The 12,036-nt window shown below is 63.2% G+C and carries 17 protein-coding genes and 1 pseudogene; 11 read left to right on the forward strand and 7 right to left on the reverse strand.

Features of this window, described 5'->3' with window-relative positions; genetic code table 11:
• Positions 1 to 16: 16 nt before the first annotated feature.
• Positions 17 to 376 (reverse strand): DUF2200 domain-containing protein, encoded by a 360-nt coding sequence (locus AC0L23_RS37180; RefSeq protein ID WP_085395137.1) that lies wholly within the window; start codon positions 374 to 376, stop codon positions 17 to 19.
• Between the two features lie 321 nt (positions 377 to 697).
• Here AC0L23_RS37180 and AC0L23_RS37185 point away from each other — a divergent pair, with 321 nt between their 5' ends.
• Entirely contained in the window at positions 698 to 1,279 is a 582-nt protein-coding gene (locus AC0L23_RS37185) for a hypothetical protein (RefSeq protein ID WP_085395138.1), read from the forward strand.
• A gap of 28 nt (positions 1,280 to 1,307) precedes the next feature.
• Here AC0L23_RS37185 and AC0L23_RS37190 read toward each other — a convergent pair whose 3' ends face one another.
• From AC0L23_RS37190 to AC0L23_RS37200, 3 genes are all read right to left on the reverse strand, one after another.
• Positions 1,308 to 2,513 (reverse strand): LLM class flavin-dependent oxidoreductase, encoded by a 1,206-nt coding sequence (locus AC0L23_RS37190; protein WP_085359408.1) that lies wholly within the window; start codon positions 2,511 to 2,513, stop codon positions 1,308 to 1,310.
• A gap of 110 nt (positions 2,514 to 2,623) precedes the next feature.
• Complete coding sequence (locus AC0L23_RS37195) at positions 2,624 to 3,193, reverse strand: acyltransferase family protein (RefSeq protein WP_349520706.1); 570 nt, start codon at positions 3,191 to 3,193, stop codon at positions 2,624 to 2,626.
• Complete coding sequence (locus AC0L23_RS37200; RefSeq protein WP_349520670.1) at positions 3,096 to 3,509, reverse strand: hypothetical protein; 414 nt, start codon at positions 3,507 to 3,509, stop codon at positions 3,096 to 3,098. The genes AC0L23_RS37195 and AC0L23_RS37200 overlap by 98 nt, the downstream gene beginning before the upstream one ends.
• 22 nt (positions 3,510 to 3,531) lie before the next feature.
• Between AC0L23_RS37200 and AC0L23_RS37205 the strand changes: the two are divergent.
• From AC0L23_RS37205 to AC0L23_RS37215, 3 genes and pseudogenes are all read left to right on the forward strand, one after another.
• A pseudogene (locus AC0L23_RS37205) lies at positions 3,532 to 3,835 on the forward strand (nitrate reductase cytochrome c-type subunit); the annotation flags it as partial.
• Complete coding sequence (locus tag AC0L23_RS37210; RefSeq protein WP_085349178.1) at positions 3,832 to 4,485, forward strand: NapC/NirT family cytochrome c; 654 nt, start codon at positions 3,832 to 3,834, stop codon at positions 4,483 to 4,485. The pseudogene AC0L23_RS37205 and the gene AC0L23_RS37210, both read left to right, overlap by 4 nt.
• A gap of 88 nt (positions 4,486 to 4,573) precedes the next feature.
• A complete protein-coding gene (locus AC0L23_RS37215; protein WP_007596183.1) occupies positions 4,574 to 5,689 on the forward strand; it encodes an ATP-dependent DNA helicase in 1,116 nt (371 codons plus the stop codon).
• A gap of 120 nt (positions 5,690 to 5,809) precedes the next feature.
• Here AC0L23_RS37215 and AC0L23_RS37220 read toward each other — a convergent pair whose 3' ends face one another.
• Positions 5,810 to 7,507 (reverse strand): tetratricopeptide repeat protein, encoded by a 1,698-nt coding sequence (locus tag AC0L23_RS37220; protein ID WP_473358177.1) that lies wholly within the window; start codon positions 7,505 to 7,507, stop codon positions 5,810 to 5,812.
• A 245-nt stretch (positions 7,508 to 7,752) separates the two neighbouring features.
• Between AC0L23_RS37220 and msrA the strand changes: the two genes are divergently transcribed.
• The 4 genes from msrA to AC0L23_RS37240 all read left to right on the forward strand — a co-directional run bounded on the left by msrA (position 7,753) and on the right by AC0L23_RS37240 (position 9,670).
• Positions 7,753 to 8,457: a peptide-methionine (S)-S-oxide reductase MsrA gene (gene msrA, locus AC0L23_RS37225; protein ID WP_018453864.1), complete on the forward strand. Its 705-nt coding sequence runs from the start codon at positions 7,753 to 7,755 to the stop codon at positions 8,455 to 8,457.
• Between the two features lie 15 nt (positions 8,458 to 8,472).
• A complete protein-coding gene (gene msrB / locus AC0L23_RS37230) occupies positions 8,473 to 8,892 on the forward strand; it encodes a peptide-methionine (R)-S-oxide reductase MsrB (protein ID WP_018453863.1) in 420 nt (139 codons plus the stop codon).
• Between the two features lie 108 nt (positions 8,893 to 9,000).
• A complete protein-coding gene (locus tag AC0L23_RS37235) occupies positions 9,001 to 9,165 on the forward strand; it encodes a DUF3309 family protein (protein WP_083926348.1) in 165 nt (54 codons plus the stop codon).
• Between the two features lie 211 nt (positions 9,166 to 9,376).
• Positions 9,377 to 9,670: a hypothetical protein gene (locus AC0L23_RS37240; RefSeq protein ID WP_007596188.1), complete on the forward strand. Its 294-nt coding sequence runs from the start codon at positions 9,377 to 9,379 to the stop codon at positions 9,668 to 9,670.
• Positions 9,671 to 9,749: 79 nt separating this feature from the next.
• Here AC0L23_RS37240 and AC0L23_RS37245 read toward each other — a convergent pair whose 3' ends face one another.
• Together AC0L23_RS37245 and AC0L23_RS37250 are read right to left on the reverse strand one after the other, a co-directional pair.
• On the reverse strand, positions 9,750 to 10,307 hold the full coding sequence (locus AC0L23_RS37245; RefSeq protein WP_085395191.1) for a DUF4112 domain-containing protein: 558 nt from the start codon (positions 10,305 to 10,307) through the stop codon (positions 9,750 to 9,752).
• 61 nt (positions 10,308 to 10,368) lie between these two features.
• Entirely contained in the window at positions 10,369 to 10,794 is a 426-nt protein-coding gene (locus AC0L23_RS37250; RefSeq protein WP_085349175.1) for a DUF5413 family protein, read from the reverse strand.
• A gap of 134 nt (positions 10,795 to 10,928) precedes the next feature.
• Here AC0L23_RS37250 and AC0L23_RS37255 point away from each other — a divergent pair, with 134 nt between their 5' ends.
• From AC0L23_RS37255 to AC0L23_RS37265, 3 genes are all read left to right on the forward strand, one after another.
• Entirely contained in the window at positions 10,929 to 11,174 is a 246-nt protein-coding gene (locus AC0L23_RS37255; RefSeq protein ID WP_085384905.1) for a cysteine rich repeat-containing protein, read from the forward strand.
• 37 nt (positions 11,175 to 11,211) lie between these two features.
• Positions 11,212 to 11,439, forward strand: a complete 228-nt coding sequence (locus AC0L23_RS37260; protein WP_473358178.1) for a hypothetical protein — start codon at positions 11,212 to 11,214, stop codon at positions 11,437 to 11,439.
• A 260-nt stretch (positions 11,440 to 11,699) separates the two neighbouring features.
• Positions 11,700 to 11,975: a hypothetical protein gene (locus tag AC0L23_RS37265; RefSeq protein ID WP_231190374.1), complete on the forward strand. Its 276-nt coding sequence runs from the start codon at positions 11,700 to 11,702 to the stop codon at positions 11,973 to 11,975.
• Positions 11,976 to 12,036 lie beyond the last annotated feature (61 nt).

Below are 12,036 nucleotides of genomic sequence, written 5' to 3' on the forward strand. Positions count from 1 at the left end.
CGGCGGACGAAGGGGCTCAGGAAGCACTTTTGCGCAGAATCCTGTCCATTGCTTTTCCCTTCGCCAGCTCATCGATCAGCTTGTCCAGGTAGCGGATCTCTCGCATCGTGGGTTCTTTGACGTCCTCGACCCGGACGCCGCAAACCACGCCTGTGATCAGGGTTCGCGAAGGATTGATCTTGGGGGCCTTCGCAAAGAAGGTTTCAAAGTCCGTCCCCTGCTCCAGTTGAGCTTCCAGTTCGTTCTGACCATAGCCTGTCAGCCAGGAGATGACCTGATCAACCTCCGTTTTGGTGCGCCCTTTCTTCTCCGCCTTCGCAACGTAAAACGGGTAAACGCTTGCGAAGCTGGTGGTATAGATCCTGTGTTTCGCCATGACCACTCCATGGATCACTCGCTGCGGCCGAAGGCCGATACGATATCATCGATGGAGTTGCCTGTAGAGGTTCTGACTGAGAAGCCCCGCGAAGCAATATACGGCGGCAAATGCGCTCCATCAAAGCGCCCGTGATATCGGTCACTGAGCGTTCAAGGCAGTTGCGGCACTCTGCATCGTGCCAGCGCAATCACCTTCCGGGCGGCCGCTGAGGTGACTGTCTCGACAGTGTTTTGCCGGCATCCCCTGCTAGGTTAGCAGAATTCGCACCCAGCAGGGTATGCTCGGATGTGAAGCTTACTCCAAGGCAAAGGCGCAGCTATGTTCAAGGTCGAACCCACGCTTGAAAATCTCGCATCGCATATCCAGCGGCAGGACCGGTCGCTGAAGGCTATGAGTTGGAGCGTTTTGGGGGCTACGATCCTGGCGGCTGCGGCGATCATTTCATCGCAATGGCATGCGACCGCTAATGCCGATACAGTCAAGGCCAAGACCCTGTCTGTGGAAACAATTGCCTTGCGAAATGGCACCGGCAAAATCGTCGCCTTGATCTCATCCACTTCCGACGGAACGCCGCACATCTCGCTCTTGGATAGCCGCGAGAAGGTGCGTCTCAGCATCGGGCTTCGCCAGGATGGCGTACCTTCGGTGTCGCTCCTCGATACGGAGCAGGGTCAGCGGGCAGTGCTGTCCCTGAACGATCATCAGGATGCGTCCTTGACGATGTACAATGCTGCAAAACTCCCCCGCGCGACGATCGCTGTGGACTCCGTCAGCTCGGGTCACATGGTTCTCTTCGGGACCGGCGGGGGTCTAAACCTCTCCGCTTTGGATGGCCGCGTGCAGTGGACTCCCGTGGGCGGAGCCGTTCAGAACATCCAGACGAAAACCGAATCCAAATAAACTCATCCGGCCGCAGCGGCGAAAGACCCTACCCCGCCGCCGCCTTCGCCGGCGGAACGTTGATCGCGAGCTTGCCATAGCGGTCGGTGAACGCCTGCGTGTCGATCTCCTCGAGCTTGATCTCGCCGCTCATGACGCCCTGCTTCCAGGCCGCCTGCGCGGGATCGTTCTGGAATTCCGGCATCACCTCGCGGCCGAACAGCTCCAGCGATTCGCAGATGTGCTCGTGGCTGTTCTTGCCCGCCTGGTTCAGCAGGATGACCTGGTCGATATGCGAGCCCTGGAAGCGCTTCAGCTTCCTGCGGATCGTCTCGGGCGAGCCGATCAGTCCGCCGCGCAGCGCAGCCTCCTGCGCCTCGGGATTGTCGCGTTTCCACTTGTTGTACTCGTCCCACATGTTGACGGTATAGGGCGCCGGACGCTGGCGATTCTGCGACGCGCCGTAGAAGCGTAGCGCGAACTGGAAGAAGGTGGCGCCGTCGGCGCGCGCACGCGCCTCCTCGTCCGTCTTTGCGCACATGAAGAACGACACCAGCGCCATGTTCGGGTTGATCTCGTAGTCGGCGAGCTTGGCGAGACGCTTGGTCATGGCGTTGTAATAGGCGTGAACCCAGGCGTGCGCGGCGTCTGCGCTGACGAACTGGAAGCCGAGCGCACCAAAGCCATGGCGGCCGGCGCGCTCGATGGTCGGCAGCTGCGAGCAGGCCATCCACAATGGCGGATGCGGCTTCTGCACCGGTTTTGGCACGACGTTGCGCAACGGGATGTCGAAATATTTGCCGTGGTGCTCGCTTCCTGCGTCCTTGAACATCGGGAAGATCGCGGCGACGGCCTCCTCGAACACCTCTTTCTTGGTCTCCATGTCACGGCCGAACGGCGTGAGCTCGGTGATGGAGGCGCTCTCGCCCATGCCGAATTCGCAGCGGCCGTTGGAGAGCAGATCGAGCACCGCGACGCGCTCGGCGACACGTGCGGGGTGGTTGGTCGTGAGCTGGAGGATGCCGTGGCCGAGCCGGATGTTCCTGGTGCGCTGGCTCGCGGCTGCGAGAAACGATTCCGGCGAGGGCGAATGCGAGTATTCTTCGAGGAAGTGATGCTCGACAACCCAGGCGTGGTCGTAGCCGAGGCTGTCTGCGAGTTCCATCTGCGAGAGCGCGTTCTGATAGAGGCTGAGCTCGTCGCCGGCCACCCACGGCCGTGGCAGTTGCAGCTCATAGAAGATGCCGAACTTCATGACGCCGTCTCTCCCAGGTTTTTTTGCAGGTTTTCTTGCAAGTTTTCTTGCAAGTTTTCTTGCCGTTTATGTTTTTGTTGCGGGCATCTTAATGGGCGGGGCGGCGCTGTCTACGCAGTCGCAATTCCGCCTTGCGGGAGAAGGTGCTTTTCGGCACGGCGGCCATTCAGGACCACGCCGATGAAGGTGAAGCGCACCAGCAGATGATAGCTCGCCAGCATCGGAGGAAGCGCGACGACGAGAAGAACACCGAACTTGATCAGACCGGGCCAGTCGAGCTGCGACAGCGCGACCTGCAGCGCCATCACGATCGGCAGATGGATCAGATAGAGCCAGTAGGATGCATCGGCGAGATAGCGCCAGGTCGGGCTGAAGCCGGACATGAAGCGGAGCGCGAGGCCGATGACCGCAAAGGTCGAAATCCATATCGCCGGCGCATACAGGATCACGGAGACAAGCCGGAGCGTGGCGAAGCCGAAAGGCAGTTTCGGTGCACCCGGCGCGGACGTCATCGCCCCAACCAGCACGAAACTGATCAGGATCAGAGTGATTGCGAGCAGAAGATGCGGGAGCCAGCGCCGCTCAATCAGTCGCAGCAGATCGATCTGCCGATGCAGCAGCCAGCCGATCGCGAAGGCGGTGCCGAAGCCAATCCTGCGCGTTGGTGACGAGCGATTGATCCGGCGTCCTCACGCCCATCACGTTGATCCAGCGTTGGTCGAGGCAGAAGGCGGCGCCGATCGGGATTGCCAGAACAAGGGGGGCCAGCGGACTTTTCATGATCCCGGCGAAGACCCGGTCAATCACCGCTCGCCACCTGCCTGACGCATCTAGCCAGACAAATGCGCCGCGCAGCAGCAGCACGACGACATAAAGCTCCAGCAGCACATAGATGAACCAGAGATGGGTCAGGGGGAAATTCGGCAGCACCGGTGGCCAGCTGCGGGACCAGCCGCCGTTCGGGAAATGAGACGCCCAGATCGCGATGAAGTACATGGGCGTGAACAGGATCGGCCAACCCGTGCGCAACTATCCGGAGCAGCCGCCGGTGATCCCGCACACGATCGACGGCTATCAGATCGACCTCAACGGCAACAAGTGCCTGCCATGCGCGGGCGCGCATCGCGGAATCGCAGGCGCCGATGGTCTCGATCACCCACTTCATGGACCGCGACGGCCAGTTTCTGGCTTCGATCTCGCCGCGCCGCTTCTTCTGCACGGAATGCCACGTGCCGCAGAACACCGCCAATCCGCCCGTCAGCAACGACTTCACCGACATCGACACGCTGCTGTCGCGCGCAAGCCCCGGTGGCCGCCGATGACGACGACCGCTGATGAACCCGGCGAGGGACTGAAGGCCAGACGCGGCTTCGTCGCGCGAAGCTGGGACTTCGCGCGCGAGCTCTGGCAGGTGCTGATCCGTCCGAGCTCGGTGTTCGGGCTCGGCGTGCTGGTGCTGGCGGGCTTCATGGCCGGCGTGATCTTCTGGGGCGGCTTCAACACCGCGCTGGAATTGACCAACACCGAAAAATTTTGCACCGGCTGCCACGAGATGAAGGACAACGTCTACGCCGAGCTGAAGTCGACCATCCATTTCGCCAACCGCTCCGGCGTGCGCGCGACCTGTCCGGATTGCCACGTGCCGCACAACTGGACCGACAAGATCGCCCGCAAGATGCAGGCCTCCAAGGAGGTCTGGGGCAAGATCTTCGGCACGATCGACACCCGCGAGAAATTCCAGGATCACCGGCTCGAACTGGCGGCGCATGAATGGGCGCGCTTCAAGTCCAACGATTCGCTGGAATGCCGGAACTGCCACAGCGCCGATTCCATGGACATCACCAAGCAGTCGCCGCGCGCCTCGGTCGCGCACCAGCGCTTCCTGTTCACCAAGGAAAAGACCTGCATCGACTGCCACAAGGGCATCGCCCACCATCTGCCCGACATGCGCGGCGTTCCCGGCTGGCAATAGGGCGCCCCCCCGGCTTGAACCAGCGGTGCGAATGGTTAGTTTTGGGGCTGGCGAATCGCTCCGTTTTCGCCCCCTCCTCAAGACAGACATGGCCACATTCACCCCGCATCAGGATGCCGCGCTCAAGGCCGTTGGCGACTGGCTCAAGGCCAAACCCGGCCGCAACGGCACGCCGCCGGTGTTCCGCCTGTTCGGCTATGCCGGCACCGGCAAGACCACGCTGGCGCGGCACATCGCCGACGGCGTCGACGGCGAGGTGAAGTTCGCCGCCTTCACCGGCAAGGCGGCGCTGGTCATGCGCAACAAGGGGTGCGACGAAGCCTCCACCATCCATTCGCTGATCTACCGCACCCGCGAATCCGGTGAGGAGCAGCCCAGCTTCGAGCTGTGGGACGACGCCCCGGCCTCCAAGGCCAAGCTGATCGTGATCGACGAATGCTCGATGGTCGATGCCGAACTGGGCCGCGACCTGATGTCGTTCGACTGCCCGCTGCTGGTGCTGGGCGATCCCGCGCAGCTGCCGCCGATCCAGGGCGGCGGCTTCTTCACCAATACCGAGCCCGACGCGATGCTGACCGAGGTGCACCGCCAGGCCCAGGACGATCCGATCGTGCGGATGTCGATGGACGTCCGCGAGGGCCGCGAGCTCGACATCGGCCGCTACGGCGAGAGCGAGGTGGTGTCGCGCAAGGAGCTCGACCCTGATCGCGTCATGGCCGCGGACCAGGTGCTGGTCGGCCGCAACAACACGCGACGCGCGTACAACATGCGGGTGCGCCAGCGCCAGAACATCGAGGACGTCTTCCCCGTCGCCGGCGACAAGCTGGTCTGCCTGCGCAACAACCGCAAGAAGGGCCTGTTCAACGGCGGGCTGTGGCGCGTGAAGTCGCGCAACACCTCGCGCTCGAAATCCCGCATTCTCAGCATGCGACTGTCGCCGGACGAGGATCTCGGCCACAAGGTGACCAAGGTCTCGGTGCGCGCCGATTGCTTCGAGGGCGGCGTCGAGGCGATCGCCTGGGAGCAGCGCAAGCCCTATGACGAGTTCGACTACGGCTACGTGCTGACCGTGCACAAGTCGCAGGGCTCGCAATGGGACGACGTCGTGCTGTTCGACGAGAGTTTTGCGTTTCAGGAGAGCCGCGCGCGGTGGCTGTACACGGGAATCACGCGGGCGGCGAAGCGGCTGAGCATTGTGGTGTAAAGCCGCGCTGCTGTAGGGTGGGCAAAGGCGCAAAGCGCCGTGCCGACCATCTCTCCACAGACGCAATAAAAACGGTGGGCACGCTTCGCTTTGCCCACCCTACGGCACCGGCATCGCGGTTCACTTCCCCGCGACGAAATAAAAATCCTCGCGCCCCGGCGGCGAGCCGTAGGAAAACGGCTGCTGCTCGTGCTTGGTCACAAGCCAGACATCGTCGCGAACGATGTCGAACAGTTTTCGGATCTCGACGCGCGGCATCTTGATCTCGCGAGCGAGCGCGGTGGCGAACGGGCTGTCGGCGCCGCCGTCGCCATCCATCGCGGTCTCGCCGTGCTTGGCGGCGTAGACCACCATGAAGCCGGCGCCCGGCTCGATGTTGGAAAAACCCTTGTCCACGAGCTTGAGCGACAGCGTGCGCTGCATGGTCGGCGCGAACGGATTGTCGCGACAGGCATCCAGCATCACCAGACGCACTTTTCGCGCAGCGCCCACCGCCGCGATCACCTGCTCCAGCGCGACCGCCTGGGTCTCGGCGTCCCTGTCGGCGGCGAGCTTGGCGTCGACGGGAACGAGATAATTCACGCCGCCGATCTCGAAACCATGGCCGGCATAATAGACCACCGCCCAATCCGCCTTCTCCGCCTCGGCGGCAAACGTCTGCAACGCTTCGAAGAACTTGTCGCGGGTGAGGTCGCTGACGGATATCACGGTCTGGAAGCCGACATCGCGCAGCGCGGCTGCGATCATTTTCGAGTCGCGTGGCGGATTGGGCAAGGCGTGGACGTTCTTGTAGGCACCGTTGCCGATCACCAGCGCCACACGGCGCCCGGTGGATCCGGCCGACGGCTGCGGGGTCAGCGCGGCCAATCGCTCCTGCGCGATCGCGCGGGCGCGCGCGACGTCAAGTTCGTCGAACTTCGTCAGCGAATAGGCCGCCGCACGATAGTCGGCACGGGCCTGGGCGAGATCCTTCTTGCGCTCGTAGATCTGGCCGCGACCCGAATGTGCCCGGACGTTGTTCGGGTTGATCTGGATCGCCGTATTGTAGTCCTTCAGCGCGGCTTCGAAATCGCCCTTCAACATGTTGACGTCGGCGCGATTGTTGATCGCGTACGTGTTCTTCGGCTGCTTCTCGATTAGGCCGTTGCAGTCGGCGAAGGCCTGGTCGAACTTGCCCATCATGCTATAGGTGATGCAGCGGTTGCCGGTGATCTGCTGCGCGGCCGGTTCGATCTTCTCGGCCTCCGCGAAATCGGCAATCGCGCCGTCAAAATCCTGCATCAGCGTGCGCACGCGGGCGCGGTTGGTGTAGCCGAGCAGGAACCTGGGCGCGTATTTGATCGACAGGTTGAAATCGTCGAGCGCGCTTTGCAGCGCACCCCGGCGCAACTGGATGACGCCGCGGTTGTTGTAGGGGACACCGTAGGTCGGGCGCTTCTGGAGCGCGAGGTTGTAGTCCGTCATCGCATGGTCGTCCTGGCCCGTCCGCTCATAGGCGAGGCCGCGCAAATTGAGCGTGACGACGTTGTCGGGATCGAGGTCGACGGCCATGGACAAGGTCTCGATGGCGTGGACGTAGTCGCGCTTGTTGATCAGCGTATTGCCGCGCACGGAGAGCGCGATGGCCTTGTCCTTGCCGGTGAGCCGGTCGGCGTTGAGCAGCTTGTCGCAGGCCTGCGCCCTCGCCTGTGCATCCGCCTGGCGGTCGCGGCAAATGGCGAGGTCGTCGCCGGGTTGCGGTTCGGCCGCCGCGAGCGAGCTCCAGCCGGCCAGGATGGCGAGCACGACGACGAGGGTCAGGGATGCCACGCGCAGCATGTTGTCAGGTCAGCTCCAGCCACGATTCTCTTAAGTCGATCACCGATCGCGCCGGTTCATCTAGCGCGGAGTTCCGGTCGTCGCCAAGCCGGGCCGCTGGAGGCGGCGCGTTTCACGGGCTCGTGTCCCTCCGGCCGTAACAATCGCCCGGTCCGCCCGTATCTCGAATGTCCGAAAATGCCGGGCAGGCTGTTCGCCCGGCCCCAACCGCCCTAGACTGTCAGACCTTCCGAAAGAGGATCGCCATGCGCCGACCTGCCGTCCTGTCCCTGCTCGCCGCAACCACCGCCCTGACGCTGGCCTTTGCCGCGCCGACCCGGGCCGCAGAGGATGCGGTCGTGATCCCCGCTCCTGCCGTTGATGTGGCCCCCGCAAGCGGGATCCAGACCGCCGTGATCGCCGGCGGCTGCTTCTGGGGCGTGCAGGGCGTGTTCCAGCACACCGCGGGCGTCGTCAACGCGGTCTCCGGCTACGCCGGCGGCACCAAGGCGACGGCCGACTACCAGACCGTCTCGAGCGGCCGGACCGGCCACGCGGAATCCGTCGAGATCAAATACGACCCCAAGAAGATCTCCTACGGCAAGATCCTGCAGATCTACTTCTCGGTGGCGCACGACCCGACCCAGCTCAACCGGCAGGGCCCCGACACCGGTCCGCAATATCGCTCGGCGATCTTCACCACGTCCGACGAACAGAAGAAGGTGGCCGAGGCCTATATCGCCCAGCTCAACGGCGCCAAGGTCTTCAGCAAGCCGATCGCGACCAAGGTCGGCGCGCTGGAGGCATTCTATCCGGCGGAGGCCTATCACCAGGATTATCTGACCCTGCACCCGAACCAGCCCTATATCGCCTACAACGACCTTCCGAAGGTCGAGAACCTGAAAAAGCTGTTCGCGGATAACTATATCGAGAAGCCGACGCTGGTGAGCGCCAGCAAGGCCACCAACTGAAAAAACGGGAGACCCATGCCCGACACCAAGACGAAAACCACGGACGACAAGGTCATCAAGAGCGAAGAGCAATGGCGCAGCGAGTTGTCGCCGATGCAGTTCGCGGTGCTGCGCGAGAAGGCGACCGAGCGTCCCTTCTCCGGCGAATATGAGCACGACCACCGCGCCGGCACCTACACCTGCGCCGGCTGCGGCAACGTGCTGTTCGAGTCCGACGCGAAGTTCGATTCCGGCTGCGGCTGGCCGAGCTTCACCCAACCCGCCGTCGAGGGCCATATCGAAGAGGAGCGGGACGTCAGCCACGGCATGATCCGTACCGAGGTGCTGTGCGCCAAGTGCAGCGGTCATCTCGGCCATGTCTTCCCCGACGGCCCGGGGCCGACGGGCTTGCGTTACTGCATCAATTCCGCCGCGCTGAAGCTCGAACCCAAATAAACCTTGCGCGGCGCCGAGTTCCGTCATGGAACCCGGCGCCGCGATGTGCTTTTCTTCCCTGGTGGTGCGGCTGGCCATGGCGTGGCGGCGGCCGCCAGGGAGGATGCCATGACGCTTGGGACCATCCTGATCATCCTGGTGATCATTTATCTCGTCGGCGGCCTGTCGGGCCGCTTCGGCGGCTACGGCTACGGAATGGGTCATTCCGGCATGGGGATCGGCGGCCTCGTCTTGGTGGTGCTGCTCGTGCTGCTGCTCCTTGGCAAGCTGTAGACCATTCAAGTCGCTGATATTCCTGCAATTTCCCGGGCTGCGGAGCTGCCATGCGCAGATTCATCATCTCGCATCGCGGGGGTCGCAATTTTGTCAAAACGGGCTATATTAGAGGACGAAAATGACATGTGCGGCGCCCACTCAATCGTGGCCTCTGCCCGTCCCAACCCCACGCGCTTAAAGCCCCAGAGAGATCACGAGGTCTTTGACCATGCGTCCACTGCGTCCGTTCAACTTCAACACTTCCGCCGAACTCTTCCCCGCTGCGATCCGCAAGAAGAAGCGTGCAGGCTTCACCTATCGCCGGTTCGGCACCGCGGCCGAAGCCGTCCAGTTCGCGATGGAGCAGTTGCCGACGGATTCGCTGAACGGCGCCTATCTCCAGGTCGAAGAAGCGCGCTTCGACCAGAACGGCATCCGGTCGCTCTATGAGAGCGAAGCCTTCCCGCTGCCCCGCCACCGCAAGCCGGTGGAAGCCAGCACCGACGCTGCCGACGCGGCGTAAGTTTTCGTCACGCGCTCCGATGTGCGCTGAAAGCGCGATGGCCGGAAAGGCCGTCGCGCTTTTTGCGTTTTGGGGCGTGTCAGATGCGAGGCTGCTTGTCGAGCCAGCGGCGGAGCAGGCGCACGTTGCGCATGTTGGCACGGAACATGACGTCGAATGCGTCGCCCGCGAACGGGACGATGCCGACGACGCCGTCGAGGGCGACATTTCCGAGCATGCGCGCGGTGATGTACCAGGGCGCCCCGAGCGCCCTCGCCTCTTGCACCAGCCAGAGCGAGATCGCGGCGGTGATGATGTCGCCGACGACGGGGATCAACCCGATCAACCCATCGATGCCATAGCGGATGTTGGTTCCGGGCAGCACGAAGGCGACGTCGAGCAGCTTTGCGATCGCCTCGATCCGCGCGATCCGCTGCTCGCGCGTTAGATTGCCAAACGGGTTGCCGGCGAAGGGACTGTCCTTCCCGAACTCGAAGCGAAATTCGCGAAAGCCCTGCCCCAGCGTTTCGGGCCGGATCTCGTGACCGTCCTGATCGATGATCGGCCCACGCCCGTCGGTGCCCGAGGAGGCCGCACCCGAGCGGCTTCCCGAACGGGATCGACGCGGAGCAAGAATATCGTCATCGGACATGGTCATGGCCTGTAGGGAACGCGCCAGCGCGGCGGAGGTTGCTGCGGCGTGATCGAAGGTCGCGCCCTCAAGTCTGTGCCGCCGCCGGCTGCGGCTCCGCGACATATTTATGCACGAGCCAGGATGAAATCACCGCCGGCACGAACCCGACGAGGCCGTACAGGATGAACTGCACCGCGCCCGAGTCCGGCCCGCGCGAGCTGTAGGTCAGCGAGGCCAGGATGAAGGCGAACACGCCGACCAGCAGCATCCGCAGCACCGGGCCGATCCGGCGGACGTGGACCAGGATATCGTCGACCGCACCGATCATCAGCGAGGGCAGGAAGCCGAACAGATAACTGTATTGCAAGGATTTGAAGAACACCGCGAACAGCTTGCCGACCTCAGCGAGACTGGTCTGGGTCCAATAGCCGGACTGATAGGTCGTCGTCAGCAGCAGCAGGAACCCGCCCACGAACGGGCCGACCAGCGCAAACACGAGATAGCGTTTCATCAGGCACCCTCATCCTTCACCTTACTATAGCAGCGCCGCGGGAACCTTGAATAGCGGGGGGGTGCGGGCTCTGCGCTGGGAACAAGCGGCATAGCGACGGACTTGAAATTCACCTGTCAGATTTGGAGCCGCCGATGTCCCGCAAACTGTTCTTCCTGGCGACGATCGCACTGACGGCCGTGAGCGGCCTGTCGAACGCGCCCGCTCTCGCACAAGGCCATATGGGTTCGCCGCAGGAGCAGCAGGCCTGTTCGCGGGACGCCTCGCGCTTCTGCCGCAAGGACCTCGGCAATGACGGTGCGGTGCAGGCCTGCCTGCAAGCCAACCGGGCCAAACTGTCGCGGTCTTGCAGCAAGGTCTTTCAGAGCCACGGCATGTGAGGACCGGAACCATCCCCGGCGAACGGAGAGTGAAGCCATGTTGCGCGACGAACAGCTCTCGATCCTCAGGGACATCAGCCAATCCATCGCCTTTGCCGACGACCGGCACGGCAAGATAGGCGAGCTGATCGCCGACGGTTACGTGATGAAGGACGGAGATCTGTTCGAGCTCACGGCAAAGGGCGTTACGGCGGTCGAAGAGCATGCAGCGCTTGCCGCAAGCGATGTGGAACAAGCGAGCGTATCCTCCGATCGGTTGATCTGATCGCACGCGAGTCGCGTTGTGCGTGACGTGCGCGCAACAATTGCGAATTCCTTTTTGCCTGCCATTGCGGTCGCGCAACAATGGCGCATACTTGGCTCGGGCGGCGCAGCACTTTTCGATTCGAACATCACCAGAGATCGAGCAACCACATGCGGGATTGAGGTCCCGGCGTGATGGCTGAGACATGCGGCAGGTCAAGCCGCGTGCGGCGCCCCAAAACCAAGTGGCTCAAGCCCACGGAACTCGGGGACGCATTCTACATGACACGCAATCAGACGATCGCAACTCTCTTCGCCCTCGCCACCACCGCCATCGCAATCCCAACATCGCCAAGCTTCGCGTTCTCGTCCGAAGCGCAGCAGATGTGCTCGGGCGATGCGATGCGGCTGTGCTCCAGTGAGATCCCCGACATCCCCAGGATCAGGGCCTGCATGGTGCAGAAGAAGGCTCAGGTCAGCCCGGGCTGTCGCGCCGTGATGGACCGCGAGCACTCCGCCGCGACAGGATCGCGCAAGCGGGAAGCAGCCGCGCAATAGAGAGAGCGTATCTGCGGCCATCCTGAGGGCCCGCCCAAGGGGCGGGCCCTCAGGATGAGGT

It is taken from the genome of Bradyrhizobium sp. MI1.4, assembly GCF_055811315.1.

What these genes read in the sequence shown, in the direction of transcription:
- AC0L23_RS37180 (WP_085395137.1), bottom strand. Translation starts at nt 376, where the DNA reads ATGGCGAAACACAGGATCTATACCACCAGCTTCGCAAGCGTTTACCCG.
- AC0L23_RS37185 (WP_085395138.1), top strand. Translation starts at nt 698, where the DNA reads ATGTTCAAGGTCGAACCCACGCTTGAAAATCTCGCATCGCATATCCAG.
- AC0L23_RS37190 (WP_085359408.1), bottom strand. Translation starts at nt 2,513, where the DNA reads ATGAAGTTCGGCATCTTCTATGAGCTGCAACTGCCACGGCCGTGGGTG.
- AC0L23_RS37200 (WP_349520670.1), bottom strand. Translation starts at nt 3,509, where the DNA reads ATGTACTTCATCGCGATCTGGGCGTCTCATTTCCCGAACGGCGGCTGG.
- AC0L23_RS37210 (WP_085349178.1), top strand. Translation starts at nt 3,832, where the DNA reads ATGACGACGACCGCTGATGAACCCGGCGAGGGACTGAAGGCCAGACGC.
- AC0L23_RS37215 (WP_007596183.1), top strand. Translation starts at nt 4,574, where the DNA reads ATGGCCACATTCACCCCGCATCAGGATGCCGCGCTCAAGGCCGTTGGC.
- AC0L23_RS37220 (WP_473358177.1), bottom strand. Translation starts at nt 7,507, where the DNA reads ATGCTGCGCGTGGCATCCCTGACCCTCGTCGTCGTGCTCGCCATCCTG.
- msrA (WP_018453864.1), top strand. Translation starts at nt 7,753, where the DNA reads ATGCGCCGACCTGCCGTCCTGTCCCTGCTCGCCGCAACCACCGCCCTG.
- msrB (WP_018453863.1), top strand. Translation starts at nt 8,473, where the DNA reads ATGCCCGACACCAAGACGAAAACCACGGACGACAAGGTCATCAAGAGC.
- AC0L23_RS37235 (WP_083926348.1), top strand. Translation starts at nt 9,001, where the DNA reads ATGACGCTTGGGACCATCCTGATCATCCTGGTGATCATTTATCTCGTC.
- AC0L23_RS37240 (WP_007596188.1), top strand. Translation starts at nt 9,377, where the DNA reads ATGCGTCCACTGCGTCCGTTCAACTTCAACACTTCCGCCGAACTCTTC.
- AC0L23_RS37245 (WP_085395191.1), bottom strand. Translation starts at nt 10,307, where the DNA reads ATGACCATGTCCGATGACGATATTCTTGCTCCGCGTCGATCCCGTTCG.
- AC0L23_RS37250 (WP_085349175.1), bottom strand. Translation starts at nt 10,794, where the DNA reads ATGAAACGCTATCTCGTGTTTGCGCTGGTCGGCCCGTTCGTGGGCGGG.
- AC0L23_RS37255 (WP_085384905.1), top strand. Translation starts at nt 10,929, where the DNA reads ATGTCCCGCAAACTGTTCTTCCTGGCGACGATCGCACTGACGGCCGTG.
- AC0L23_RS37260 (WP_473358178.1), top strand. Translation starts at nt 11,212, where the DNA reads ATGTTGCGCGACGAACAGCTCTCGATCCTCAGGGACATCAGCCAATCC.
- AC0L23_RS37265 (WP_231190374.1), top strand. Translation starts at nt 11,700, where the DNA reads ATGACACGCAATCAGACGATCGCAACTCTCTTCGCCCTCGCCACCACC.